The organism is Mesorhizobium sp. 10J20-29 (assembly GCF_054130485.1).
Map to the genome: position 1 here is coordinate 3,022,021 of NZ_CP199156.1, position 24,246 is coordinate 3,046,266.

General features: G+C 66.0%; 18 protein-coding genes. 14 read left to right on the forward strand and 4 right to left on the reverse strand.

All coding sequences use genetic code 11. The features are described from left to right. Positions 1 to 91: 91 nt before the first annotated feature. The 10 genes from ccmI to ACT2BZ_RS14485 all read left to right on the forward strand — a co-directional run bounded on the left by ccmI (position 92) and on the right by ACT2BZ_RS14485 (position 11,924). Positions 92 to 1,234: a c-type cytochrome biogenesis protein CcmI gene (gene ccmI / locus ACT2BZ_RS14440; RefSeq protein ID WP_457935830.1), complete on the forward strand. Its 1,143-nt coding sequence runs from the start codon at positions 92 to 94 to the stop codon at positions 1,232 to 1,234. A gap of 7 nt (positions 1,235 to 1,241) precedes the next feature. After that, entirely contained in the window at positions 1,242 to 1,682 is a 441-nt protein-coding gene (ccmE, locus tag ACT2BZ_RS14445; protein ID WP_457935831.1) for a cytochrome c maturation protein CcmE, read from the forward strand. Between the two features lie 18 nt (positions 1,683 to 1,700). Then, positions 1,701 to 3,692, forward strand: a complete 1,992-nt coding sequence (locus ACT2BZ_RS14450; protein ID WP_457935832.1) for a heme lyase CcmF/NrfE family subunit — start codon at positions 1,701 to 1,703, stop codon at positions 3,690 to 3,692. Then, positions 3,689 to 4,159, forward strand: a complete 471-nt coding sequence (locus ACT2BZ_RS14455; protein WP_457935833.1) for a cytochrome c-type biogenesis protein — start codon at positions 3,689 to 3,691, stop codon at positions 4,157 to 4,159. Before ACT2BZ_RS14450 ends, ACT2BZ_RS14455 begins: the two co-directional genes overlap by 4 nt. A 272-nt stretch (positions 4,160 to 4,431) precedes the next feature. Then, entirely contained in the window at positions 4,432 to 4,695 is a 264-nt protein-coding gene (locus ACT2BZ_RS14460; RefSeq protein ID WP_457935834.1) for a DUF1488 domain-containing protein, read from the forward strand. A gap of 25 nt (positions 4,696 to 4,720) precedes the next feature. After that, positions 4,721 to 4,948: a hypothetical protein gene (locus tag ACT2BZ_RS14465; protein WP_457935835.1), complete on the forward strand. Its 228-nt coding sequence runs from the start codon at positions 4,721 to 4,723 to the stop codon at positions 4,946 to 4,948. A 129-nt stretch (positions 4,949 to 5,077) separates the two neighbouring features. After that, entirely contained in the window at positions 5,078 to 6,622 is a 1,545-nt protein-coding gene (locus ACT2BZ_RS14470; protein WP_457935836.1) for a Do family serine endopeptidase, read from the forward strand. 193 nt (positions 6,623 to 6,815) lie between these two features. Further along, positions 6,816 to 7,490, forward strand: a complete 675-nt coding sequence (locus tag ACT2BZ_RS14475; protein WP_457935837.1) for a response regulator transcription factor — start codon at positions 6,816 to 6,818, stop codon at positions 7,488 to 7,490. 5 nt (positions 7,491 to 7,495) lie between these two features. Next, a complete protein-coding gene (locus tag ACT2BZ_RS14480; RefSeq protein ID WP_457935838.1) occupies positions 7,496 to 8,950 on the forward strand; it encodes an ATP-binding protein in 1,455 nt (484 codons plus the stop codon). Between the two features lies 1 nt (position 8,951). Then, positions 8,952 to 11,924 (forward strand): bifunctional [glutamine synthetase] adenylyltransferase/[glutamine synthetase]-adenylyl-L-tyrosine phosphorylase, encoded by a 2,973-nt coding sequence (locus ACT2BZ_RS14485; protein WP_457935839.1) that lies wholly within the window; start codon positions 8,952 to 8,954, stop codon positions 11,922 to 11,924. A 3-nt stretch (positions 11,925 to 11,927) separates the two neighbouring features. On the opposite strand, the gene ACT2BZ_RS14490 is transcribed toward ACT2BZ_RS14485, so the two are convergent. Both ACT2BZ_RS14490 and pepN read right to left on the reverse strand, forming a co-directional pair. Beyond that, positions 11,928 to 14,255, reverse strand: a complete 2,328-nt coding sequence (locus ACT2BZ_RS14490) for a PAS domain-containing sensor histidine kinase (protein WP_457935840.1) — start codon at positions 14,253 to 14,255, stop codon at positions 11,928 to 11,930. 142 nt (positions 14,256 to 14,397) lie between these two features. After that, positions 14,398 to 17,043 carry an aminopeptidase N gene (pepN, locus tag ACT2BZ_RS14495; protein WP_457935841.1) on the reverse strand — a complete coding sequence of 882 codons (2,646 nt, stop codon included), beginning with the start codon at positions 17,041 to 17,043 and terminating at the stop codon, positions 14,398 to 14,400. 162 nt (positions 17,044 to 17,205) lie between these two features. On the opposite strand from pepN, the gene ACT2BZ_RS14500 reads away from it, so the two are divergent. From ACT2BZ_RS14500 to ACT2BZ_RS14510, 3 genes are all read left to right on the forward strand, one after another. Then, positions 17,206 to 19,512: a xanthine dehydrogenase family protein molybdopterin-binding subunit gene (locus tag ACT2BZ_RS14500; RefSeq protein ID WP_457935842.1), complete on the forward strand. Its 2,307-nt coding sequence runs from the start codon at positions 17,206 to 17,208 to the stop codon at positions 19,510 to 19,512. Next, positions 19,479 to 20,453, forward strand: a complete 975-nt coding sequence (locus ACT2BZ_RS14505; protein WP_457941326.1) for a DMT family transporter — start codon at positions 19,479 to 19,481, stop codon at positions 20,451 to 20,453. The genes ACT2BZ_RS14500 and ACT2BZ_RS14505 overlap by 34 nt, the downstream gene beginning before the upstream one ends. A 121-nt stretch (positions 20,454 to 20,574) precedes the next feature. Next, entirely contained in the window at positions 20,575 to 20,721 is a 147-nt protein-coding gene (locus ACT2BZ_RS14510; protein ID WP_457935843.1) for a hypothetical protein, read from the forward strand. A gap of 50 nt (positions 20,722 to 20,771) precedes the next feature. Here ACT2BZ_RS14510 and ACT2BZ_RS14515 read toward each other — a convergent pair whose 3' ends face one another. Together ACT2BZ_RS14515 and ACT2BZ_RS14520 are read right to left on the reverse strand one after the other, a co-directional pair. Beyond that, a complete protein-coding gene (locus ACT2BZ_RS14515; RefSeq protein ID WP_457935844.1) occupies positions 20,772 to 21,626 on the reverse strand; it encodes a uracil-DNA glycosylase in 855 nt (284 codons plus the stop codon). Between the two features lie 36 nt (positions 21,627 to 21,662). After that, positions 21,663 to 22,319 (reverse strand): hypothetical protein, encoded by a 657-nt coding sequence (locus ACT2BZ_RS14520; RefSeq protein WP_457935845.1) that lies wholly within the window; start codon positions 22,317 to 22,319, stop codon positions 21,663 to 21,665. A 216-nt stretch (positions 22,320 to 22,535) separates the two neighbouring features. On the opposite strand from ACT2BZ_RS14520, the gene ACT2BZ_RS14525 reads away from it, so the two are divergent. Next, a complete protein-coding gene (locus ACT2BZ_RS14525; RefSeq protein WP_457935846.1) occupies positions 22,536 to 24,215 on the forward strand; it encodes an electron transfer flavoprotein-ubiquinone oxidoreductase in 1,680 nt (559 codons plus the stop codon). Positions 24,216 to 24,246: the final 31 nt, after the last annotated feature.

Below are 24,246 nucleotides of genomic sequence, written 5' to 3' on the forward strand. Positions count from 1 at the left end.
CGCCGCGGGCCATGACAGGCAGCCGCCGGCCCGACAATCAGCCGCAGGTGCGAAACATTGGCAGTCGGCCCGTCGGGGGCTATTGAACGCCATGCTGTTCTGGTTCGTAGCTGCCTTGCTCACCGTGGGCGCCAGTCTTGCCGTCCTCCTGCCCCTCGCGCGCCGGGGGGATGACGAGCGGGCAGCTGAATCCAACGATCTCGAAGTCTATCGCGACCAGCTTGCCGAGCTCGACCGCGACGCCGCGCGCGGCCTGATCCAGCCTGCCGAGGCCGAACAGGCGCGCGCCGAGATCGCCCGGCGCATCCTGCAGGCCGACGGCCGCATTGCGGAAAGCGCACCGAAAGCGCCTGCCGGGCGCATGCTGCCGCGCATTGCCGCCACAGTGGCGATCCTCGCCGTGCCGCTGGTCAGCTGGGGCATCTATGCCGGCATCGGCTCGCCCGGCCTGCCGTCGCAGCCGCTGGCCGAGAGGCTGGCCAAGAACCCGGCCGATTCAACCGTTGACGAACTGGTCGCGCGCGCCGAGGCGCATCTTGCCGCCAACCCTTCCGACGGACGCGGCTGGGACGTGCTGGCGCCGATCTACCTGCGGCTTGGCCGCTACGGCGAGGCGGTCAACGCCTACCGCAACGCCATCCGCCTGGACGGCGCCTCGGCACTGCGCGAATCCGGCCTCGGCGAGGCGACAGCCGGCGCCGCCGGCGGGCTGGTGACGGAGGAGGCCCGCGCCGCCTTCGCCCGCGCGCTCGAACTCGAACCCGAACAGCCAAAGGCGCGCTACTACCTGGCGACCGCGCTGGCCCAGGAGGGCAGGACGGCCGAGGCCAAGGCGGCCTGGCAGGCCATGCTTGCTGCATTGCCGGCGGACTCGCCCTGGCACGCCGCGACCGCCCAGGCGATCGAGCAGGCAAACAGCGAACTTGCCGCGGCCGAGACGCCGCCGGCGCCGGGTCCGACCAGCGAACAGGTCGAGGCGGCGGCCGACATGTCGGAAGAAGACCGCAACGCCATGATCCAGACAATGGTGGCCGGCCTCGATGCAAGGCTGCGCGAAAATCCGCAGGATCCGGAAGGCTGGGCGCGGCTGCTGCGTTCCTATGTCATGCTGGGCGACAAGCAGGCCGCCAGCGATGCGCTGGCGCGCGGCCGCCAGGCGCTGGGCCAGGACAGCGACGCGGCGCGCAATCTCGTCGCATTGGCCGGGTCGCTCGGCCTGCCGGCAACGGAGTGACGTGAAGATGACGCGCAAGCAGAAGAGACTGTCGGTAATCGCGGGCGCCATGGCCTTTCTCGGCGCCGCCGTGGCGCTGACCTTCTACGCGCTCGGCCAGAAGGCGTCCTATTTCTACATGCCGGGCGATTTGCAGGCAGCGACGCTGCAGCCTGGCCAGCGCATCCGGCTCGGCGGTCTGGTCGAGGAGGGCACCATCGTGCGCGACCAGGGCACCGAGGTCGAGTTCTCGGTGACCGATGGCGACAGCTCGGTGAAGGTCCATTATTCCGGTATCCTGCCCGACCTCTTCCGCGAGAAGCAGGGTGTCATCACCGAAGGCACGTTCGGTCCGGACGGAAACTTCGTCGCCGACAGCGTGCTGGCCAAGCACGACGAGAACTACATGCCCAAGGAAGTCGCCGACAGCCTGAAGGAAAAGGGCGTCTGGCAGGAGACGACGCAATGACGGGAGGAAAGCGCCGCCATGGTTGAGATCGGGCACTTCGCGCTGGTCCTCGCCTTCGCGCTGGCGCTGGTTCAGTCGGTCTTGCCGCTGGCCGGCGCGCGCAGCGGCAACGCGCGCATGATGGCGACCGGCGGACCGGTGGCGATCACCGGCTTCGTGATGGTGGCGCTCGCCTTCGCCGTGCTGACGCTGTCCTATGCGCGCTCGGACTTCTCGGTCGTCAATGTCTGGGAGAACTCCCACTCGCTGAAGCCGATGCTCTACAAGATCACCGGAACCTGGGGCAACCACGAGGGCTCGATGCTGCTCTGGGTGCTCATCCTGACCTTCTTCGGCGCGCTGGTCGCTCTGTTCGGCGCCAACCTGCCCGCGACCCTGCGCGCCGGCGTGATCTCGGTGCAGGGCTGGATCGGCGCGGCCTTCCTGCTGTTCATCCTTGCCACCTCCAATCCCTTCACGCGCCTGACGCCGGCGCCGATCGAGGGCCGCGACCTCAACCCGGTGCTGCAGGATATCGGCCTCGCCATCCATCCGCCGCTGCTATACCTCGGCTATGTCGGCTTCTCGGTCTGCTTCTCCTTTGCCGTCGCGGCGCTGATCGACGGTCGCATCGACGCCGCCTGGGCGCGCTGGGTCAGGCCCTGGACGCTCGCCGCCTGGTCGTTCCTCACCGGCGGCATCGCCATGGGCTCCTACTGGGCCTATTACGAACTCGGTTGGGGCGGCTTCTGGTTCTGGGATCCGGTCGAGAACGCCTCCTTCATGCCTTGGCTTGCCGGCACGGCGCTGCTGCATTCGGCGATCGTCATGGAGAAGCGCTCGGCGCTGAAGATCTGGACGCTGCTGCTCGCCATCCTGACCTTCTCGCTGTCGCTGCTCGGCACCTTCCTCGTCCGCTCCGGCGTGCTGACATCGGTGCATGCCTTCGCCACCGACCCCAGCCGCGGCATCTTCATCCTGTGCATCCTGACAATCTTCATCGGCGGCTCGCTGGCGCTGTTTGCGTTGCGCGCGCCGACGCTGACCGCCGGCGGCATCTTTCACCCGGTGTCGCGCGAGGGCGCACTGGTGCTGAACAATCTCTTCCTGACGACGGCGACGGCCACCGTGCTCATCGGCACGCTCTACCCGCTCATCGTTGAGGCGCTGTCGGGCGACAAGATTTCCGTCGGCGCGCCCTTCTTCAACCTGACCTTCGGCCCGCTGATGGTGCCGCTGCTGGCGCTGGTGCCCTTCGGGCCGCTGCTCGCCTGGAAACGCGGCGACCTTCTGGCGGTCGGCCAACGCCTGATGGCGGCCTTTGCCGGCGCGCTGCTTGTCGTCCTGGTGACGGCTCTCTTCATCGACGGCGCCTCGGTGCTTGCGGCCCTCGGCGTCGGGCTTGCCGCCTGGCTGGTGTTCGGCGCTCTGACCGATCTGGCGCTCAAGGCCGGCGTCGGTTCGGTGCCGGCGGGCACGATGCTGCGCCGGCTCGCCGGCCTGCCGCTGTCGATGTTCGGCACAACCCTTGCCCATCTCGGCCTCGGCCTGACGACGCTCGGCGTGGTGGGCGTGCTTTCCTTCGAGAGCGAGAACATCCTGTCCATGCGCCCGGGCGACACGGCCGAGATAGCCGGTCGCGCCCTGCGCTTCGAATCGATCGATCCGGTGAAGGGGCCGAACTACACCGAGGACCGCGCCACATTCGCGCTGCTCGACGAGGCCGGCCAGCCCTATGCCAGCGTCGTCTCTGCCAAGCGCTTCTATCCGGTACGCCAGATGCCGACGACCGAAGCCGGCATCAGGACGATCGGCTTCAGCCAGCTCTATATCTCTATCGGCGACCAGACGACCGACGGCGCGCTTGTCGTGCGCATCTGGTGGAAGCCGATGGTGACGCTGATCTGGCTCGGCGCTCTGGTCATGATGGGCGGCGGCGCCGTCTCGCTGTTCGACCGCAGGCTGCGCGTCGGCGCCCCGGCGCGCCGGCGCAAGGCGGCAAGCGGCAGGCCCGGCGAGGCGGCGGCGTGAGGCGGCCGTTCTTCATCGCGCTCTGCGTCGCTCTGTTTTCGCTGTGGCAACCGGGCGCAGTCCTGGCCGTCCAGCCCGGCGAGGCGCTGTCGGATCCGGCGCTCGAGGCGAGGGCGCGCGCGCTGTCGACGGAGTTGCGCTGCATGGTCTGCCAGAACCAGTCGATCGACGTTTCCGACGCAGACCTGGCGCGCGACCTGCGCATGCTGGTGCGCGAGCGGCTCAGCGCCGGCGACAGCGATGCCGAGGTGCTCGACTACATCGTCTCGCGCTATGGCGAATTCGTGCTGCTGAAACCGCAGCTCAACATCCGCAACGCGCTGTTGTGGGGTACGCCGCTGATCCTGCTGCTTGTCGGAGGCGGCGTCATGCTTGCGGCCGGAAGGTCACGCAGGAAGGCCGAGCCCAAGGCCCTGAGCGCCGAGGAATCGGCGGCGCTGCACGAGATCCTGACACGCAGGCAGTGACGTCCCTGCCGTCATGGCGATGTATCCGCCGCAGCGGGGATTGATCCGACCGAGGCAGCGCTCGCGTCCCTCTGCTGTTCTGTCGACGATTCGGCTTCGCCAAAATACTTCATACGTCAAATATTTTATGTGCTATGATTGGGCATCTCCAAAAAAATGAGGTCCGATTGGCAGTATCTTACTTTCAGTTTTATATGAGGTTTTCGGTCGCCGCTTTTGTAGGCGTGTCGGTATATTCGATCTATAATTGGCAATAGTGGAAGATTGAGACGGTGAGTATTACGTTTCCCAATCCAAGTCGTAGCTATGATGACAGGAACGATTGGGTCCGGTTTGTCGGCCACGATGGCATGTTCCAGATATCATTCTCCATTGCCACGGCAGCGCTGTCGAAGAAGAACGCCAGGAAACTCAGCACCGAGGAGGATTTCCTCAGTGCCTTCGACGCGGAACGCAAGAGCATAGAGACCATTGCCAGCAAGGCCTATTCGCAGACTCGAAAGAGTTCCTACGCATTCACAGCCGACGACATCTGAACCCTACCTTGTCAGGAACCACCGAGTGACGACGCGCCGCAACACGCCAGCAATCCGGGCCTTTGCAATCGGCCAGCAGGTGCGATTCAAGACCTGGCTGAAAAGCCCCAGCGAAGAGCGGCAGGTTTTTGTCGTCCTGGCACATCTGCCGCCGGTCGAGGGCGCGGTCCAGTACAGGCTGCGGGCCGAGACTGAGGCGTTTGAACGCGTGGCGCGCGAGGACGCTCTGGCCGAGGTGCCGACGCAGGCCTAGGTCTCGATCCGGCCGGCGATCGCTAGATTACAAAGAATTCATCTACCGGAAATGGCACGGTAATGTCGCCGGCTCTATCTCCTTTGCGAGGATGACGGATTAGCGCATCCAAGCAAGAGGAATGATATTATGACGACCTCCCCAAGCCCCCTTAATCGTGGCCGCAACAGGCTTCTCGCCGCAGCGGCATCCATTGCAATTGCCGGCGCCATCGGTTTGGGCGCCGTGACCAGCGGCACCGCGCCCGTGCAGGCTGAGGCGGTTCGCGTCACCGCGCCCCAGGCTCCCGGCTTCGCCGACGTGGTCGAGAAGGTCTCTCCCGCGGTCATCAGCGTCCGCGTCAAGGCCAAGGTCCAGCCGGCCTCCGACGACGGCGGTTTCTTCCAGGCCCCCGGTTTCGACGACCTGCCCGACGATCACCCGATGAAGCGCTTCTTCAAGGAGTTCCGCGGCTTTGGCGACGGCCAGAAGGACCGCCAGCAGCGCCGCCGCGACCGCCGCGACAACGGCCCGAGGCCGGTCGCACAGGGTTCCGGCTTCTTCATCTCCGAGGACGGCTATCTGGTCACCAACAACCACGTCGTCGACGGCGGTGCGGAATTCACCGTGGTGATGGATGACGGACGCGAACTCGACGCCAAGCTCATTGGTACCGATCCGCGCACCGACTTGGCGGTCCTCAAGGTAGACGCCGACAGCTCGAGCAAGTTCACCTACGTCGACTTCGCTGACGATTCCAAGGTCCGCGTCGGCGACTGGGTCGTCGCCGTCGGCAACCCGTTCGGCCTCGGCGGCACCGTCACGGCCGGTATCGTCTCGGCCCGCGGCCGCGACATCGGCGCCGGCCCCTATGACGATTTCCTGCAGATCGACGCTGCGGTGAACCGCGGCAACTCCGGCGGCCCGGCTTTCAACCTCAACGGCGAGGTTGTCGGCATCAACACCGCGATCTTCTCGCCCTCGGGCGGCAATGTCGGCATCGCCTTTGCGATCCCCGCCTCGACGGCCAGGGAGATCGTGCAGGACCTGATCAAGGACGGCTCGGTGCAGCGTGGCTGGCTCGGCGTCGAGATTCAGCCGGTGACGCCGGAAATCGCCGACTCGCTTGGCATCAAGAAGGACACCGGCGTGCTGGTCTCCAATGCGCAGGACGACAGCCCGGCCAAGGCGGCTGGCCTGACCGCCGGCGACGTCATCACCGGTGTCGACGGCAAGGACGTCTCCTCGCCGAAGGAACTGGCCCGCATGATCGGCAATATCGCACCCGGCAAGTCGGTCGAGGTGACGGTCCTGCGCGACGGCAGCTCGAAGGACTTCACGGTCAAGCTCGGCGAATTGCCGGATGCCAAGCAGCAGGCTTCGGTCGCACCGGATGAAGCCCAGCCGCAGCAGTCCGACTCCGAGACGCTTGCCGATCTCGGCCTGACGGTCACCCCTGCCGATGACGGCAAGGGCCTGGTCGTCACCGATGTCGAGCCCGGCAGCGACGCCGCCGACCGCGGCCTGCAGGCCGGCGACGTCATTACCAGCGTCAACACCATGGACGTGTCGGGCGCTGGCGACGTCACTAAGGCCATCGACGAGGCAGCCAAGGCCGGCCGCAAGGCCGTGCTGGTGCAGATCACGCGCCAGGACGCCAGCCGCTTCGTGACGCTGCCCGTCGACAAGGGCTGATCGCTCTGCGGTTCCCGGGCATGAGGCTTCCTTGCTGAGCCTGCCCCGGAGGACCCGCAGCGGTTACGCGTAACCGAGTCATCCGTGGGCGGGTCCGGCGGCGGCAGGTTCCATCGCCTGCTGCCGCCATCGTCCACCAAAGGGTTCGCGATCGGCTACCGCTTCGCGGACCTTTTTCGCGTATAGAGGGCACATGAAGATTCTCGTTATCGAAGATGACCGCGAGGCTGCCGAGTATCTCGAGAAGGCCTTTGCAGAAGCCGGTCATACCGTGCATGTCGCCGGCGACGGCGAGACGGGCTTCGCACTCGCCGATTCCGGCGACTACGACACGATGGTGGTCGACCGCATGCTGCCGCGACGCGACGGGCTGTCGCTGATCGCCGCGCTGCGCTCGCGCGGCAACGCGACGCCGGTCCTGATCCTCTCGGCGCTCGGCGAGGTCGATGACCGCGTCACCGGCCTGCGCGCCGGCGGCGACGACTACCTTACCAAACCCTATGCCTTTTCCGAGCTGCTCGCCCGCGTCGAGGTGCTGAGCCGCCGTGCCAGTTCGCGCGAGGCCGAGACGGTCTACCGCGCTGGCGATCTGGAGCTCGACCGGCTGTCGCACACGGTGCGGCGTGCCGGCCGGGACATCACGCTGCAGCCGCGCGAATTCCGACTGCTGGAATACCTGATGCGCCATGCCGGTCAGGTGGTGACCCGCACCATGCTTCTCGAGAATGTCTGGGACTACCACTTCGACCCGCAGACCAACGTGATCGACGTCCATATCTCGCGGCTAAGGGGCAAGATCGAGAAGAACTTCGACAGTCCGATCCTTCACACGATCCGCGGCGCCGGCTATATGCTCAAGGCCGGATGACAAGCATGAGAAACGCCCTTCGCCTGCCCGCCATCATGCGGACGACGGCGGCGAGGCTGTCGGCGCTTTACTTTATCCTGTTCGCTCTCTGCGCGACGCTGCTCGTGGTCTACATGACCTCGCTGTCGGCGCGCATGCTGACAGCGCAGTCACAGGAAACCATCAACGAGGAGGTGCAGGGCCTCGACCGTGCCTACCGCCAGGGAGGCCTGCCGGTCCTGGTGCGGGTGATCGAACAGCGTTCGCGCCAGCCGGGCGCCAATCTCTACCTTATCGCAGACCCCAACGGCCGCATCCTGACCGGCAACGTCGAGAGCCTCGAGCCGGGGGTGCTGGAGACCGACGGCTGGACCGAGGTGCCCTTTTCCTACCAGCGCTACGGCGAAGGTGCCGACCGCCGCGGCGGCGACGCGCGCCCGGCGGAGGCGCCGCCGCTCAGCGAGACGCGCCACAACGCCATTGCGCTGGTCTCGCGCCTGCCCAACCAGATGATCGTGCTGGTCGGTCGCGACCTCGGCGAGCCGGAGCGCTTCAGGGGAGTGGTGCGTCGCGCCCTGATGTTCGCGCTCGGCATGATGGCGCTCGGCGGCCTCCTGATCTGGTATTTCGTCGGCCGGCGGGCGCTCAGGCGCATCGACAGCGTGTCGGAGGCCAGCCGCCGCATCATGGGCGGCGACCTGTCGGGCCGGTTGCCGATCACGGGCGCCGGCGACGAGTTCGACCGCCTGTCGGAAAACCTCAACACCATGCTGACCCGCATCGCCGGACTGAACGAGGGCCTGAAGCAGGTCTCGGACAACATCGCCCATGACCTCAAGACGCCGCTGACCAGGCTCCGCAACCGCGCCGAGGCAGCGCTGGCCGGCGATCCCGAAACAGCCGGCTACCGCGAAGCGCTGGAAGCGACGATCGCCGAGTCGGACCGACTGATAAAGACCTTCAACGCGATCCTGATGATCTCGCGGCTGGAGGCCGGCTATTCCACCGAGGCCTTCGTCAAGGTCGACCTTGCCGCGACCATCCGCGACGTGGTCGAGCTCTACGAGCCGGCTGCCGAGGAGCGCAACGTCATCCTCGAGGCGCCTGAGAGCGAATCCGCGGTGATCGACGGCAACCGCGAGCTGATCGGCCAGGCGCTGTCCAACATCGTCGACAACGCGATAAAATACTCCGCCGACGCCACCGGCCAGGCGAAAGTCAGCGTCGTCATCGAGCGTTCGGGCGGCGAGGTGCGGCTCAGCGTGTCCGACAATGGCCCCGGCATTCCCGACGAGGTCGACCGCAATCGCGCCACCGAGCGCTTCGTTCGGCTGGAGAAAAGCCGCTCGCAGCCGGGCTCCGGTCTTGGCCTCAGCCTTGCCAAGGCGATCATGAAATTTCATGGTGGTCGCATTGAACTCCTGCCGGGCAGTCCCGGGCTGACCGCGGTCATGGCCTTCCCCGCAGCCAAGGGCGGATAGAATGAACAGCAGACCGGCAACGCAAACCGGCGGGCCGGACCTGCGCCTGCAACCCCTCCTGTCCCTGTCACCGCTCGACCGGGATGCTGCCGCCGAAGAAATCGCCGAGATCGCGGCGTCGGCGGCCGAGGCGGAACTCCCGAGGCTTGCCGCCCTGCTTTCCGGCAAGGGCAAGCAGCGCGACTTTCTCGCCGCCGTCTTCGACCTGTCGCCCTTCCTGCGCGACTGCGTGCGCCGTCGGCCCGAGATCCTGGACGCACTCTTCGACAACACCGTCGCCGAACGGCTCGACGCCATCCTGTCGGAAATCGGCGCCGCCGCGCGCGCCGAAGACGCGTCCGAAAGCGGTGTGATGAAGGCCCTGCGACGCCTGAAGCTCGAGGCGCATTTCCTGATCGCGCTGGCCGAACTGGCCGGCGAGGCGGAGACGGAACTGACGGTGCGCCGCCTGAGCGATCTGGCCGACGCCTGCATCTGCGCCGCCATCGACTTCCTGCTCATCGACGCCGATGGCCAGGGCAAGCTGAAGCTTGTCGACCGACAGCAACCGGGCAGGGGATCGGGCTGGATCGTGCTCGGCATGGGCAAGCTCGGCGCCCACGAGCTCAACTTCTCTTCCGACATCGACCTCGTGGTCTTCTTCGACCCGGAGGCGCCGGCGGTCACCGATCCCATGGACGCCACCGATCTTTTCGCGCGGCTCACCCGGCGGCTGGTGCGCATGCTGCACGACCGCACCGAGCACGGCTACGTCTTCCGCACCGATCTTCGCCTGCGGCCCGATCCGGGCTCGACGCCGCTCGCCATACCGGTCGAGGCAGCGCTCAACTACTATGAAAGCCGCGGCCAGAACTGGGAACGCGCCGCCATGATCAAGGCGCGCCCGGTCGCCGGCGACATCAAGGCCGGCGACGCCTTCCTCAAGGAAATGCAGCCCTATGTCTGGCGCAAATATCTCGATTTCGCGGCGATCGCCGACGTCCATTCGATCAAGCGTCAGATCCACGCCCACAAGGGCCATGGCGAGATCGCCGTGCTCGGCCACAACATTAAGCTCGGCCGCGGTGGCATCCGCGAGATCGAGTTCTTCGTCCAGACCCAGCAACTGATTGCCGGCGGACGCTTTCCGGAACTGCGCCTGCGCGAAACCGTACCCATGCTCGGCCAGCTTGCAGCGCGCGGCTGGATCACCGGGGAGGTGCGCGACGAACTCGCCGCGCAATACTGGTTCCTGCGCCGCGTCGAGCATGCCGTGCAGATGGTGGCCGACGAGCAGACCCATGTCCTGCCCGACACCGACGAGGAGTTGCTGCGCATCGCCCGCATGCTGGCCTTTGCCGAAGCAGACGACTTCTCCGAGGCCTTCCGTGCTGCGCTGAATGCGGTGGAGAGCCACTACGCCGCGCTGTTCGAGACGGCGCCGGAACTGTCGTCGGGCATCGGCAACCTCGTCTTCACCGGCGACCTCGACGATCCTGACACGCTCAAGACACTGGCGCAGCTGGGTTTCGAGCGGACAAGCGACATCTGCCGCGTGATCCGCGGCTGGCATTTCGGGCGATACCGCGCGACGCAGTCGGCTGAAGCGCGCGAAAGGCTGACCGAGCTTACGCCGGCCCTGCTCGACGCTTTCGGCAAGACGCGGCGCGCCGACGAGGCTCTGATCCGGTTCGACGAGTTCCTTGCCGGTCTTCCGGCCGGTATCCAGCTCTTCTCGCTTCTGCAGAACAATCCGGCACTGCTGAAGCTCGTCGCCACCATCATGGGCGCCGCCCCCCGGCTCGCCGGCATCATCACGCGCCGTCCGCACGTCTTCGACGGGCTTCTCGATCCGGCGCTGCTCTCCGAGCTTCCCAATCGCGCCTATCTGTCGGCCCGGCTTGCCGCCTTTCTCGAAAATTCGGTTCTCTATGAGGACATCCTCGATCGGCTTCGTATCTTTGCGTCGGAACAGAAATTCCTGATCGGCGTACGCCTGCTCGCAGGCTCCATCGACCCGGCGCGCGCCAGCAAGGCGTTTTCCGACCTTGCCGACCTGACGATCGGCGCCGCACTGGAGGCGGTTCAGGCCGAGGTGGCCGAGCGCCACGGCGTGATTGCCGGCGGCCGCGCCGTCATCCTCGGCATGGGCAAGCTCGGCAGCCGCGAACTCACCGCCGGCTCGGACGTCGACCTGATCCTGCTCTACGACCACGACCCGGATGCCGAGGAGTCGGACGGGGACAAGCCGCTCTACCCGTCCCAGTACTACGCCCGGCTGACGCAGCGGCTGATAGCGGCGGTTTCGGCGCCAACCGCCGAAGGCGTTCTCTACGAGCTCGACCTCAGGCTGCGGCCCTCCGGCAACAAGGGCCCGGTCGCCACACACTTCGACGCATTCACGAAATACCAGCGCAGCGAGGCCTGGGTCTGGGAGCACATGGCGCTGACGCGCGCACGCGTCGTCGCCGGCGACCCTGAACTCGCCGAGGCGACGGAAGTCGAGGTCGAGGCCATTCTCGCCCTGCCGCGCGACCGTGCAAAGACGGTAGCCGAAGCCGTCAAGATGCGGGCCCTGATCGAGGAGGAGAAGCCGCCGCGCGACCTATGGGACATCAAGCTCGTCCCCGGCGGGCTTATCGACCTCGAGTTCATCGCGCAGGTGGCGGTGCTGACGCATCAGCTCGAAGGCGAGGGCAAGGCAACCGGCACCGCGACGGTGTTGTCGCGGCTGGCGCCGGGCTTCGCCGACGCGCAGATGAAGCAGGAACTCAGCGACGCCTTCGGGCTCTATCTGACGCTGACGCAGATCATCAGGCTCTGCCTGACCGGGCATTTCGAACGGGACGACATTCCTCCCGGCCTGTCTGATCTGCTGCTGACGGCCACCGACCTGCCGGATATCGGCGTGCTGGAAGCGCATCTGACGGAGACGGCGGACCGGGTTCGCGGCCATTTCGAGCGGCTGCTGGGCGGCAAGGCCGAAAGGGCCTGATCCTCAGGCCGCCTCTGCCTGCGCCTCGCGCTGGCGGATCGGGATGCGCACGGAGACGATGGTGCCCGTGCCTTCGGTCGAGCGGATCTTCAGCGCGCCGCCATGCAATTCGGCGAGCGACCGAGAGATCGCCAGCCCGAGCCCCGAGCCGGTGTGGTTCTTCGAGAACTGGTTCTGCACCTGCTCGAAGGGGCGCCCGAGCTTTCCAAGCGCATTCTTCGGGATGCCGCAGCCATTGTCCTCGATGCTCAGCATCATGGCGCCCGCAACCTTGCGCGCGCGCACCGTTATGTGGCCGCCCTGGCCGGTGAACTTGATCGCGTTGGACAGGAGATTGATGGCGATCTGCTTGATGGCGCGCCGGTCGGCGAAGAGCCGCATGGACTCGCCGATCTTCGTCTCGACCGAGATGTTCTTCTCCGCTGCCTGCAGCGAGATGACGCGCACCGTCTCATGGATGAGCGGACACAGGTCGATTTCCTCGCGGTCCATCGAGAACTGGCCGGCCTCGATCTTAGACATGTCGAGGATGTCGTTGATGACGCCGAGCAGGTAATTGCCGCTCGACTGGATGTCGTGGACATATTCCTCGTAGCGGTCCGAGCCGAGCGGTCCGAACAGCGCCGATTCCATGACCTCCGAGAAGCCGATGATGGCGTTGAGCGGCGTGCGCAGCTCGTGCGACATGTTGGCGAGGAATTCCGACTTCGCGCGGTTGGCCGCCTCTGCGCGTTCGGTCTCGCGCATGCATTTGCGGTTGAGTTCGACGAGCTCTGCCGCGCGCTCCTGCTCGGCGCGACGCGCCAGGCTGAGATCGTGGATGGTCGCCATGAGCCGCCGCTCGCTGTCGACGAGCTTCTCCTGGTGCTGCTTGATCTGCGTGATGTCGGAGCCGACCGAGACGATGCCGCCGTCGCGCGTCGTCAGTTCGTTGACCTGCAGCCACCGGCCATCGCCGAGCTGGCGTTCGTAGGTTGCCGCGTTCGGCCCGCTGGAATTGGCAAGCCGCCGCTCGGCCGCGAAGGGCAGCGTCTTCTGCTCGAGCGTGTCGCGCGGCGTGCCCGGCACCACGTCGCGGTCCGACAGGCCGTGATACTGCTGGTACTTGGTGTTGCACATCACCAGTCGCTGCGCGGAGTCCCACAGCACGAAGGATTCGTTGATGTTCTCGATGGCGGTGCGCAGCCTGAGGTCGGCGGTCTCGGATCGTTGCGCCAGGTGGCGCTGCTCCGTGACGTCGACGGCAATGCCAATCAGCTGGATTTCCGGCGCCTCCGGGTCGATGACCTGTGCCCTGGCGCGCATCCACACCCACTGGCCGCTGGCGTGGCGCATGCGGAACACCTGGTCGATGTGGTCGATTTCGCGCGATACGATCCGGTTGGCGAGCTCGAACAGGTCGCCGTCGTCCTCGTGGATGATCTCGGACACCTCGCCGAAGGACAGCATGCTGTCGCAGGGCCGGTAGCCGAGCATGTCGTACATCGAGCGCGACCAGTACATCTTGCCGCGCACCATGTCCCAGTCCCACAGGCCGCAGCGGCCGCGCACCAGGGCGAGGTCGATGCGCTGGTGCGCCTCGAGATAGATGCGGTCGGCTGCCTGCGCCCGCGCAGCCTGGCTGAAATAGGCATAGAGGATGATCAGCAGCACGCCCGCCGTCAGCACGAACAGCGTGACGTTCATCGACACCGTGCGCCGCCATTCGGCGAAAACAGCGGCCTGCGGGATCATCACCAGCGAGGCGCCGGATCGCTGCTCGGTCACGTCGACGGCGGCGAACCATTTCTCGCCGTCCAGGCTCACTTCCATGGCGCCGGCCCGGTCGCCGAACAGGAAGAGGGGCTGGCCGCCGGTGACGATCCGGTCGATATTGCTGCCCTCGAGATGGCGGCCCGGGGCGTTTGCCGCGATCACCTTGTAGTCGCCGTCGGTGATCGCCAGCACATGGCTGCGGCTGATCGAACCGAGCAGGTTCGCCTCGCGCAGCAGGTCACGCGCATATGGCTGCGGGCCGACAGCATCAGCCTGCGGCAGCATCAGCGCGTTGGTCAGTTCGCCGGCTGCCAGCGTCAGGATCGCCTTGGCATCATGCTCGACATCGTCGCGCAGCGTCATCAGCGACAGGAAGCGCACCGAGGCGACGACGATCAGGAAGATCAGGATCAGGATCGGGATCGAGCGCTTGAGCATGGGTTCGGCGGCGAGCAGGCGCAGGTAGGCCGGCGCGGCAATGATGCGCGCATTGCCTGCAACGACACTTTCCCGGCGGTCCCCGCGCCGGGCAAATGTCATCTCATCGGGCGCGTTCAACGCGTCCGCTCCGGCCATTAGCCGTCCCCCTTGAATTCCCTATTGACGACCCGGCAACGCCGCACGACCCGAATCGTCCATAAGGAATCAAAGGTGATTCGCCTTGTCCAGTGGCAGGCGACAAAAAGATTAAGAATTTCGATAAATCGACGCGAAAAGCCTAGTTCAGCGTCCGCTCGACGATATCGCGCAGGTCGGCCGACAGGCTTTCGGCGCCGGCAATCGACAGCAGCGCCTCGCGCGCCCTGGCCTGGCGGTTGGGTTCGAGCGAGCGCCACGACCTCAGCGCCGTCGCCAGCCGAGCCGCCAGTTGCGGGTTGCCGCGCTCGATCTCGAGCACGATACCGGCGAAATAGGCATAGCCCGCGCCGTCGACGCGGTTGAAGCCGGTCTGGTTGGCGCTGGCGAAGGTGCCGATGAGCGCGCGCACCCGGTTGGGGTTGGTCAGCGAGAAGCCGGGATGGCCGGTCAACCTGCGCACCGTGTCGAGCGTGCCGGCACCCGGCACCGTGGCCTGGATCTGCAGCCACTTGTCGAGCACCAGCGCGTCGCCGCGATACTTCTTCTCGAAGTCTGCCAGCGCCTGTTCGGCCTGTTGCGTCCCCGGATGGCGGTGCGCCAGCACGGTGAGGGCCGCAACGCGGTCCGTCATGTTGCTGGCCGTCTTGAAGTGCCGCACGGCCCGCTCCAGTCCCTCCGGCTGGACAGCGAGATAGTCGAGAAGCGTGTTCCGCAGGGCCCGGCGTCCGGCGCTCGCCGCATCGGGGCTGAAGGCACCCTTCCAGTCGAGGCTGGCATAGAGGTCTCCGAAGGCCTCGCCATTCGCCCCGGCGATGGCGTCGACCAGCGCATTGCGGCTTGCCAGAATGGCTTCGGGATCGATGTTCTTGCCGATCTCGCGCGCCACGTCGGCCTCGCCGGGAAGTGCCAGTGTCAGCGCGCGGTAGGCGTGCTCCAGCGTGTCGTCGGCGGCGATCACACCGGCAAGTTCCACAAGCTGCCTTGTAAAGCTGGGCTGTCTCCCGCCAAGCACCTTGCGGTAGGCGCCGATCAGCGCCTCGGTCAGAAGCGTGTTGTAGGCCTGCCAGCGTGAGAACGGGTCGCTGTCGTGCCGGGCGAGGAAAAGCTGGTCTTCGCGCCGTTGTTCTACCGACAGCGTGACTGGTGCGGAGAAGCCGCGGTTGAGCGACAGGACCGGCCGCTCCGGGACGCCGGAAAACGTCACCACGTGGCGCCGTTTTCGGACATGGATGACGCCGCCTTCCACAACCGCGCCGTCGACTGCCGCGGGCTGGATGTCCTCGCCGTCGCGGCCGACCAGGCCGAAGGCGAGGGGAATGTGCATCAGGCGCTTGCGGCTCTCAGACGGCGTCGGCGGCACCGACTGCTCGATCTCGACGGTGAAGGTCTTTGCGGCGGCGTCGTGGCTCGTCGTCACTGCGAGGTTGGGCGTGCCGGCCTGGTGGTACCAGAGCGCGAACTGCGACAGGTCGCGGCCCGAGGCGTCCTCGAACACTTTCAGGAAATCCTCGACCGTCGCGGCCTCGCCGTCATGGCGTTCGAAGTAGAGATCCATGCCGCGCCGGAAATCGTCACGCCCGAGGATGGTGCGGATCATGCGCACGACCTCGGAGCCCTTTTCGTAGACGGTCGTCGTGTAGAAATTGTTGATCTCGCGGTAGCGGCGCGGCCGCACCGGATGCGCCAGCGGCCCTTGGTCCTCGGGGAACTGGTGGGCGCGCAGCGTGCGCACCTCGGCGATGCGCTTGACGGCGCGCGAGCGCTGGTCGGCCGAGAACTCGTGGTCGCGAAAGACGGTCAGGCCTTCCTTGAGGCAGAGCTGGAACCAGTCGCGGCAAGTGATTCTGTTGCCGGTCCAATTGTGGAAGTACTCATGCGCGATGATCGCCTCGATATTGGCGAAGTCCGCGTCGGTCGCCGTCTCGTCATTGGCCAGCACATACTTGTCGTTGAAGATGTTGAGACCCTTGTTCTCCATCGCGCCCATGTTGAAGTCGGACACGGCGACGACGTTGAAGACGTCGAGGTCGTATTCGCGCCCGAACACCTCTTCGTCCCAGCGCATGGAGCGCTTCAGCGCGTCCATGGCGTAGCCGGCCAGATGCTCCTTGCCGTGCTCGACATAGATGCCGAGCCGTACCGTGCGGCCTGACCCGGTGACGAAGCTGTCATGGATCGAGCCGAGGTCGCCGGCCACCAGCGCGAAGAGATAGGACGGCTTCGGGAAGGGATCGTGCCAGACCGCGAAGTGGCGGCCATCCGCGAGCTTGCCCTCTTCGACGAGGTTGCCGTTCGACAGGAGCAGCGGCGCCTCCGACGCAGCAGCCTCGATACGAACCGTATAGACCGACAGGACGTCCGGCCGATCGAGGAAATAGGTGATGCGGCGAAAGCCCTCGGCCTCGCATTGCGTGCAGTAGACGCCGGAAGTGCGGAAAAGGCCCATCAGCGCGAGGTTGGCCGAGGGATCGATCTCGGTCTCGATCGACAGTTCGAACGCGGCGGCGCGCGGCGGCGCCGGGATGATCAGCTGGTCGGGTGTCGCCTGGTAGTCGCTGTTGCCAAGCTCGACCCCGTCAATGGCGACGCGCAGGAGCTTGAGGCCGTCGCCGTCGAGGATCAGCGGCCGGCCCGGCTCGACGCCCTGGCGCCTGGTCACGGCGAGGCTGGAAGCTACATGGGTCCGTTGCGGCGACAGCCGGAACGTCAGGTCGGTGCGCGCAATCAGGTAGTCGCTCGGGTGGTAGTCTTCCAGGCGAAATACCTGGCCTGTGTCGGTACGCATGCACGGACTTCCTGTCGAAATGCCGGATATCGGCCGCCTGCCATTGCCGCAGGCGTGCACGATATGTGAAAGGAGGTGCTGTACACGAAACGGCCCCTCGACAAAACCGGGACAGGGCTTATTTCAGACAGGCATTTCACTTCGAACCAAAGAGGCAGCCCCATGACCGTCGCAACTCCGAAATTCGGCATGGGCGCGTCGGTCCTGCGTCTCGAGGACCAGGCCTTCATCACCGGCCAGGGACGCTATACGGACGACATCGCGCCGGAGGGCCTGCTGCACGGCTACGTGCTGCGCTCGCCGGTCGCAAAGGCCAGCTTCAAGATCGGTTCGCTGGATGACGCCAGGGCCGCGCCCGGCGTGCACCTTGTGCTTGCCGGCGAGGACGTCGCCGCTCTCGGCGCGCTCAAGTCGGGCGTCATGCAGCGCCAGCCGGATGGTTCGCGCGCCCCCACCCGCGACATTCCGATCCTCTGCCGCGAGCGGGTCAACCACGTCGGCGACGCCGTCGCCTTCATCGTCGCCGAATCGCGCGAACTGGCGCAGGACGCCTCCGAACTGATCGAAGTGGATTACGACAGCGAGGAGGCTGCCTCTGCCACCGCGACCGCTCTCGATCCCGGGACGCCGCTTGTCTGGCCCGAGCTTGGCAGCAACCGCGCCTTCACCTACCGCTTCGGCGACCGCGAGAAATCCGACGCCGCCTTTGCCGGGGCCGACAGGGTCACGCGTATCGAGTTCCACAACAACCGGCTGGTCTGCAACTACATGGAGCCGCGCTCGGCCATCGCCGAGTGGCGTGCCGACGAGGACCGCTTCGTGCTGACCACCGGCTCGCAGGGCGTGCATTCCATGCAGACCGTGCTGGCGGCGATGTTCAAGATCGACAAGCAGAAGCTGCGCGTCGTGACGCCGGACGTCGGCGGCGGCTTCGGCACCAAGGGCTTCGTCTACCGCGAGCACGCGCTGGTCATGGAGGCCGCGCGGCTGCTCGACAGGCCCGTCAAATGGGCGAGCGACCGCACAGAGCATTTCCTGACCGACGCGCACGGCCGCGACAATGTCGTGGCGGCGGAAATGGCGATGGACAAGGACGGCCGCTTCCTGTCGCTCAAGGTCGACATGAAGGCCAATCTGGGCGCCTACATCTCGCAATACGGCCCCTTCATCCCCTATGTCGGCGCCACCATGTCGACTGGCGTCTACGACATCCAGGCGCTCGATGTCGAAATCGCCGGCGTCTACACCAACACGACGCCCGTCGACGCCTATCGCGGCGCCGGCCGGCCCGAGGCGGCTCTGCTGCTGGAAAAGCTGGTCGACGCCTGCGCCCGCGACATCGGCATCGGCCGTGAGGAAATCCGCCGCCGCAATTTCATCAAGCCCGAGCAGTTCCCCTACCGCACCCAGACCAACAGGCTCTACGACGTCGGTGAGTTCGACGGCCACATGACGCTGGCTCTCGAGCGCTCCGACTGGAACGGCTTCGAGGCGCGGCTGGCCGCTGCGAAGGCCGAGGGAAAGATCCGCGGCATCGGCATGGCGACCTATATCGAGGCCTGCGCCTTCCCCGGCTCGGAGCCTGCCCATGTCGAGTTGAACGGCGACGGCACGGTGACGCTGAAGATCGGCACCCAGACCAACGGCCAAGGCCACGCGACGGCCTACGCCCAGTTCATCGCAGAGAAGCTCAACATCGGCATTGACCGCATCAACATGCTGCAGGGCGACACCGACGACCTGCCGTCGGGCGGCGGCACCGGCGGCTCGCGCTCGATCCCGCTCGGCGGTGTCTCCGCGTCGCGGGCGGGTGAGGCGCTCGCCGAAAAGATCCGCAAGATCGCTGCCGACGAACTCGAGGCCTCGGCCGCCGACATCGAGCTCGAAGACAGCTCGGCGCGCATCGTCGGCACTGACCGGACGATGACCTTCTCCGACATCGCCAAGGCGGCCAAGCAGCCCGACGATCTCAAGGGCTTTGGCGAATTCGTGCAGGAGGAGGCAACCTATCCGAACGGCACCCATGTCTGCGAGGTCGAGATCGACCCCGAGACTGGCCTGACGAAGATCGTTCGCTACACCATCGTCGACGATTTCGGCGTCACGGTGAACCCGATCCTGCTCGCCGGCCAGATGCATGGCGGCGTGGTCCAGGGCATCGGCCAGGCGCTGGTCGAGGACACCGTCTATGGCGAGGATGGCCAGCTCCTGACGGCCAGCTTCATGGACTACGCCATGCCGCGCGCCGACGACGTGCCCTTCTTCAGCTTCGAGACGCGCAACGTGCCCTCGACCACCAACGCCATGGGCATCAAGGGCGCGGGCGAGGCCGGCACGATCGGCGCCGGGCCTGCCGTGCTCAATGCGGTGACGGATGCGCTCTACAGGGAATACGGCATCGGCCATATAGAGATGCCGGCAACGCCCGCCCGCATCTGGTCTGCGATCCAGGCAGCCGGCCGGAAGTGACGCCGGGCGGCCATCACGTCTCCAACCCGCTGGTCGGCATTGGCCTGAAGATCGTTTCAGTCGCCTTCTTCGTCGGCATGCAGACCTGCATCAAGGCTTCGGGGCAATTGCCGGCCGGGCAGATCGTCTTCTTTCGCTCCTTCTTCGCGATCATCCCGATCATCGCCTATCTCGCCTACAGGCGCGAACTGCGGACGGCGATGCACACAGCCCGGCCGCTCGGCCAGATCTTTCGCGGGCTGGTCGGCGTCTCGTCCATGGGGCTCGGCTTCTTCGCGCTGACGCGGCTGCCGCTGCCAGAGGCCGTCACGCTCGGTTACGCGCAGCCGCTGCTCGTGGTGGTGTTCAGCGCGCTTTTCCTCGGCGAGGTGATCCGCGTCTACCGCTGGAGCGCCGTCTGCGTCGGCCTCGTCGGCATTGCCGTCATTTCCTGGCCGACCCTGACGCTTTTCCGCTCGGGCGGCGCCCTCGGCAACGAGGAATTCGTCGGCATGATCGCCGTTCTCGCCGCTGCCGCCATTGCGGCCGTCGCAGTGCTCCTGGTGCGCGACCTCGTGCGCACCGAGAGGGCGACGACCATCGTGCTCTGGTTCTCGTTGACGGCGAGCTGCATGGCGTTGCTGTCGATTCCCTTCGGCTGGCAGGCCGTGTCGACGCAGCAGGTGCTGCTGCTGATCCTGTCCGGCATCTTCGGTGGCCTTGGCCAGATCCTGATGACAACGGCTTACCGTCATGCCGAAGCTTCGACGGTAGCGCCCTTCGAATACACCTCGATGCTGCTCGCCATCGCCATCGGCTATCTCGCCTTCGGCAATATCCCGACGCTCTATACGCTGGTCGGCGGCACCATCGTCATCGGTGCCGGCATCTTCATCGTCTGGCGCGAGCGCCAGCTCGGCATCGAGCGCAAGGCGGCGATCAGGGTGACGCCGCCCGAATAGCTGTCGGCGGACCTCGACCGGTACTCAACCAGTGAGGGTATTAAGTTAATGATGTTACTTCAGGTTGATCGTCTGACTGCAGTGTGAGACCATTCTGCAGGGATGGTTGCGGGAGAATCAAATGAAGTCGTTTCTGGCGTCGCTTGCCATCTTCACTCTTGTGCTGACCGGCGTTGCCGGAGCCCACGGAGGTGGCTGCCGCAAGAGTTCGCCGCCAGGCCAGTGCTGCCACATGGACAACAGCAAGGGTCGGGTCCACTGCCACTGACGCTTTCCGACCGGAAGTAACGTCGGCATCTTGCTGTCCGTTTCGGCAGTTCAGGAAAGCGACCGGAGCTTCGCCTTCACCTCGAGAAAATCCCGCCAGGCGAGTTTCTTGTGGGCCGGGTTCCTGAGCAGGTAGGCCGGGTGAAGAGTCGGCATGGTGGGGATCGCCACCTGCGCGGCCGTGGTGTGGACGCTCCACTTGCCGCGCAGCCGCAAAATTCCCTCTGATGTCCTGAGCAGCAGCTTGGCCGAGGGCCCGCCGAGGGTCACCAGCACCTTGGGATTGGCGAGCTCGATCTGCCGCTCGATGAAGGGCCGGCAGATTTCCGTCTCCTGCGGCGTTGGCGTGCGGTTGCCTGGCGGCCGCCAGGGAATGACGTTGGCGATATAGGCCGATTGCCGGTCGAGCCCGATGGCCGCGAGGATGCGATCGAGCAACTGACCCGAGCGTCCGACGAAGGGCAGCCCCTCGAGATCCTCGTCGCGGCCCGGCGCTTCACCCACCAGCATGACGTCGGCCTCGGGATTGCCGTCGGAGAAGACCAGGTTCTTGGCGGTTGTCTTGAGATTGCAGCCGTCGAAATCGGCAAGCTGCTGGCGAAGCTCCTCGAGCGTTCGCGCCTCGCTGGCCCGCTGGCGCGCCAGCGCGATCTGCGTCTCGTCGGGCACGGCAGCGGTCGCTGCGGGCCGTGGCGGTGCCGCCATGGCCGGCTGGCGCTGCGTCGCGCTTCTGTCCTCGGCCACTGGAGGCGCAACCGCGGCTGCCGCGGCCTGCTGTGCGGCGCGCTCGGCTTCGGCGAAGCGGTCGGGGGCTTCCTCGACCAGCGCATCGTCGACGCCGGCCTCGGCATAGAAGGCAAGCAGCTCGCGCAGGCCGGGAGCGCTATCGTCGGGTTCGAGAGTCATGCCGGACAGTCTACCGCAAATGGCGCTTTTGCAAGGTCACGAAGACGGAATGCGCGGGTCCTGCGCCAGAAAAAACTCCCAGCGCGGCGTGAAGTCGGTGATCATGAAGCGGAAGGTCCCACTTTCCAGGTGATCGATCTTGCCGTTCCTGAACAGCAGCCTGTCGTAGGGCTCGAAGTCGCGGCTGTATTCCCGGAAATTGGGCGACGAGATGTTCTCGCTCTCGGTGCGCCGCTGGTCGAAGGACAGGCCGTCGCCGAAGATGCTTGCCTCGTGCAGGCGTTCCTGCAGTTCGAACTCGAACTCGATCCACGGCAGCTTGCTGTTGTTGAGCATCTCGATCTGCACATGCAGGAAGCCGCTCGCATAGAGGCCGCTCTGGTCGAAGGGACGGATCGGCTTGATCGTGCGGATGACCATGGTCACCGGCGTCGCCGAGTTCAACTCCTGGTGGATCACGATCGGATCTTCCCGCGTACCGACGCCCGACGCGCCGGTGATGCGAAAGCCGCCGAGTTCGTCGGAAAAGCTGTAGGCGCCGGTCTCCCAGCGCCCTGCCGCATCCTGCGCCCTTGCCGCGCCCGGAACGGCAAGGCTGAGCGCGGTTGCTGCCCAGAAGGCAGCGCAGACCGTCGCGCGGCGACGGCCAGTCGGGAAAATTGCCTTGTTGCGGAAGGTCTCAGCATGCCGCATTGCACCAGTATGGACGACAAGCGCCGTTCCGAACAAACAAATAAACGTTCGCTGGCGCAGCCTCGCCGGGCAGGGCCGCTTCAGCAACAGCGCGTCAGCCTTTCAGATCGTATCGATTGAATGAAAATGCGGGCAGTTTCGCGCCGCGTCCGGATGCGCTAAGGAGCCACTGAGCCAGCGAAGCGCCAGACAGGCAGAGCCAGTGCGGAGAAGTTGATGAGTGAGATTGAACGCGAGAGCATGGAATTCGACGTTGTCGTGGTAGGCGCCGGGCCGGCCGGCCTGGCCGCCGCGATCCGGCTGAAACAGGTCAATCCCGAGCTCTCCGTCGTGGTGCTTGAAAAGGGCGCCGAGGTAGGCGCGCATATCCTGTCGGGTGCCGTCGTCGATCCGGTCGGCATCGACCGCCTGCTTCCCGGCTGGCGCGACGAGGCGGACCATCCCTTCAAGACACCGGTGACAGACGATCATTTCCTGCTGCTCGGGCAGAAGAGCTCGCTGCGCATCCCCAATTTCCTGATGCCGCCGCTGATGAACAACCACGGCAACTTCACCGTCTCGCTCGGCAATGTCTGCCGCTGGCTGGCCGGCAAGGCCGAGGCGCTGGGCGTCGAGGTCTATCCGGGCTTTGCCGCGCGCGAGGTTCTCTACAATGACGAGGGTGCCGCCATCGGCGTCGTCACCGGCGACATGGGCGTGCAGCGCGACGGCACGCCGGGGCCGGGCTTTGCCCCGGGCATGGCGCTGCTCGGCAAGTACGTCCTGATCGGCGAGGGCGCGCGCGGTTCGCTGGCCAAGCAGCTGATTTCAAAGTTCAACCTCTCGGAGGGCCGCGAGCCCGGAAAATACGGCATCGGCCTCAAGGAGCTCTGGCAGGTCAAGCCGGAGAACCACAAGCCGGGCCTCGTGCAGCATTCCTTCGGCTGGCCGCTCGACATGCAGACAGGCGGCGGCTCCTTCCTCTACCATCTGGAGGACAACCAGGTGGCGGTCGGCTTCGTCATCCACCTCAACTACAAGAACCCCTGGCTGTCGCCCTTCGACGAGTTCCAGCGCTTCAAGACGCATCCGGCGATCCGCGGCACGTTCGACGGTGCCAAGCGCATTTCCTACGGCGCGCGCGCCATCACCGAGGGCGGCTACCAGTCGGTGCCGAAGCTCTGCTTCCCGGGTGGCGCGCTGATCGGCTGCTCGGCCGGCTTCGTCAACGTGCCGCGCATCAAGGGTTCGCACAACGCGGTGCTGTCGGGCATGCTGGCGGCAGAACATGTTGCCGACGCAATTGCGGGCGGCCGTGCCAATGATGAGCTGGCAAGCTACGAGGCGGCGTGGCGCGACACCGACATCGGCAAGGACCTCAAGAAGGTGCGCAACGTGAAGCCGCTCTGGTCGCGCTTCGGCACCATCATCGGCGTCGGCCTCGGCGGCCTCGACATGTGGCTGAACACGCTGTTCGGCGTCTCGCCCTTCGGCACGATGAAACACGGCAAGGCCGACTTCCAGTCGCTCGAACCCGCCTCGCAGCATGAGAGGATCGTCTATCCCAAGGCCGACGGCGTGCTGACTTTCGACAAGCTGTCCTCTGTCTTCCTGTCGAACACCAACCACGAGGAAGACCAGCCGGTTCACCTGCAGGTCGCCGACATGGAGCTTCAGAAGCGCTCCGAGCACGACGTCTTCGGCGGGCCCTCCACGCGCTATTGCCCGGCGGCGGTCTACGAGTGGGTGGATGCCGACGGCAACGCCGCGGCCGACCCGTCGGCCAAGGATGTGACCTTCGTCATCAACGCCCAGAACTGCGTCCACTGCAAGACCTGCGACATCAAGGATCCCAACCAGAACATCAACTGGGTGCCGCCGCAGGGCGGCGAAGGGCCGGTCTATCCGAACATGTGACGGCGGGGCCAAACCGCGATTGATCCTGTCG

Excerpts from the sequence above, each read along its gene's own strand:
- ACT2BZ_RS14475 (WP_457935837.1), top strand. The coding sequence starts at position 6,816 with ATGAAGATTCTCGTTATCGAAGATGACCGCGAGGCTGCCGAGTATCTC.
- ACT2BZ_RS14450 (WP_457935832.1), top strand. The coding sequence starts at position 1,701 with ATGGTTGAGATCGGGCACTTCGCGCTGGTCCTCGCCTTCGCGCTGGCG.
- ACT2BZ_RS14470 (WP_457935836.1), top strand. The coding sequence starts at position 5,078 with ATGACGACCTCCCCAAGCCCCCTTAATCGTGGCCGCAACAGGCTTCTC.
- pepN (WP_457935841.1), bottom strand. The coding sequence starts at position 17,043 with ATGCGTACCGACACAGGCCAGGTATTTCGCCTGGAAGACTACCACCCG.
- ACT2BZ_RS14520 (WP_457935845.1), bottom strand. The coding sequence starts at position 22,319 with ATGCGGCATGCTGAGACCTTCCGCAACAAGGCAATTTTCCCGACTGGC.
- ACT2BZ_RS14525 (WP_457935846.1), top strand. The coding sequence starts at position 22,536 with ATGAGTGAGATTGAACGCGAGAGCATGGAATTCGACGTTGTCGTGGTA.
- ACT2BZ_RS14510 (WP_457935843.1), top strand. The coding sequence starts at position 20,575 with ATGAAGTCGTTTCTGGCGTCGCTTGCCATCTTCACTCTTGTGCTGACC.
- ACT2BZ_RS14490 (WP_457935840.1), bottom strand. The coding sequence starts at position 14,255 with ATGGCCGGAGCGGACGCGTTGAACGCGCCCGATGAGATGACATTTGCC.
- ACT2BZ_RS14480 (WP_457935838.1), top strand. The coding sequence starts at position 7,496 with ATGAGAAACGCCCTTCGCCTGCCCGCCATCATGCGGACGACGGCGGCG.
- ACT2BZ_RS14485 (WP_457935839.1), top strand. The coding sequence starts at position 8,952 with ATGAACAGCAGACCGGCAACGCAAACCGGCGGGCCGGACCTGCGCCTG.
- ccmE (WP_457935831.1), top strand. The coding sequence starts at position 1,242 with ATGACGCGCAAGCAGAAGAGACTGTCGGTAATCGCGGGCGCCATGGCC.
- ACT2BZ_RS14515 (WP_457935844.1), bottom strand. The coding sequence starts at position 21,626 with ATGACTCTCGAACCCGACGATAGCGCTCCCGGCCTGCGCGAGCTGCTT.
- ccmI (WP_457935830.1), top strand. The coding sequence starts at position 92 with ATGCTGTTCTGGTTCGTAGCTGCCTTGCTCACCGTGGGCGCCAGTCTT.
- ACT2BZ_RS14500 (WP_457935842.1), top strand. The coding sequence starts at position 17,206 with ATGACCGTCGCAACTCCGAAATTCGGCATGGGCGCGTCGGTCCTGCGT.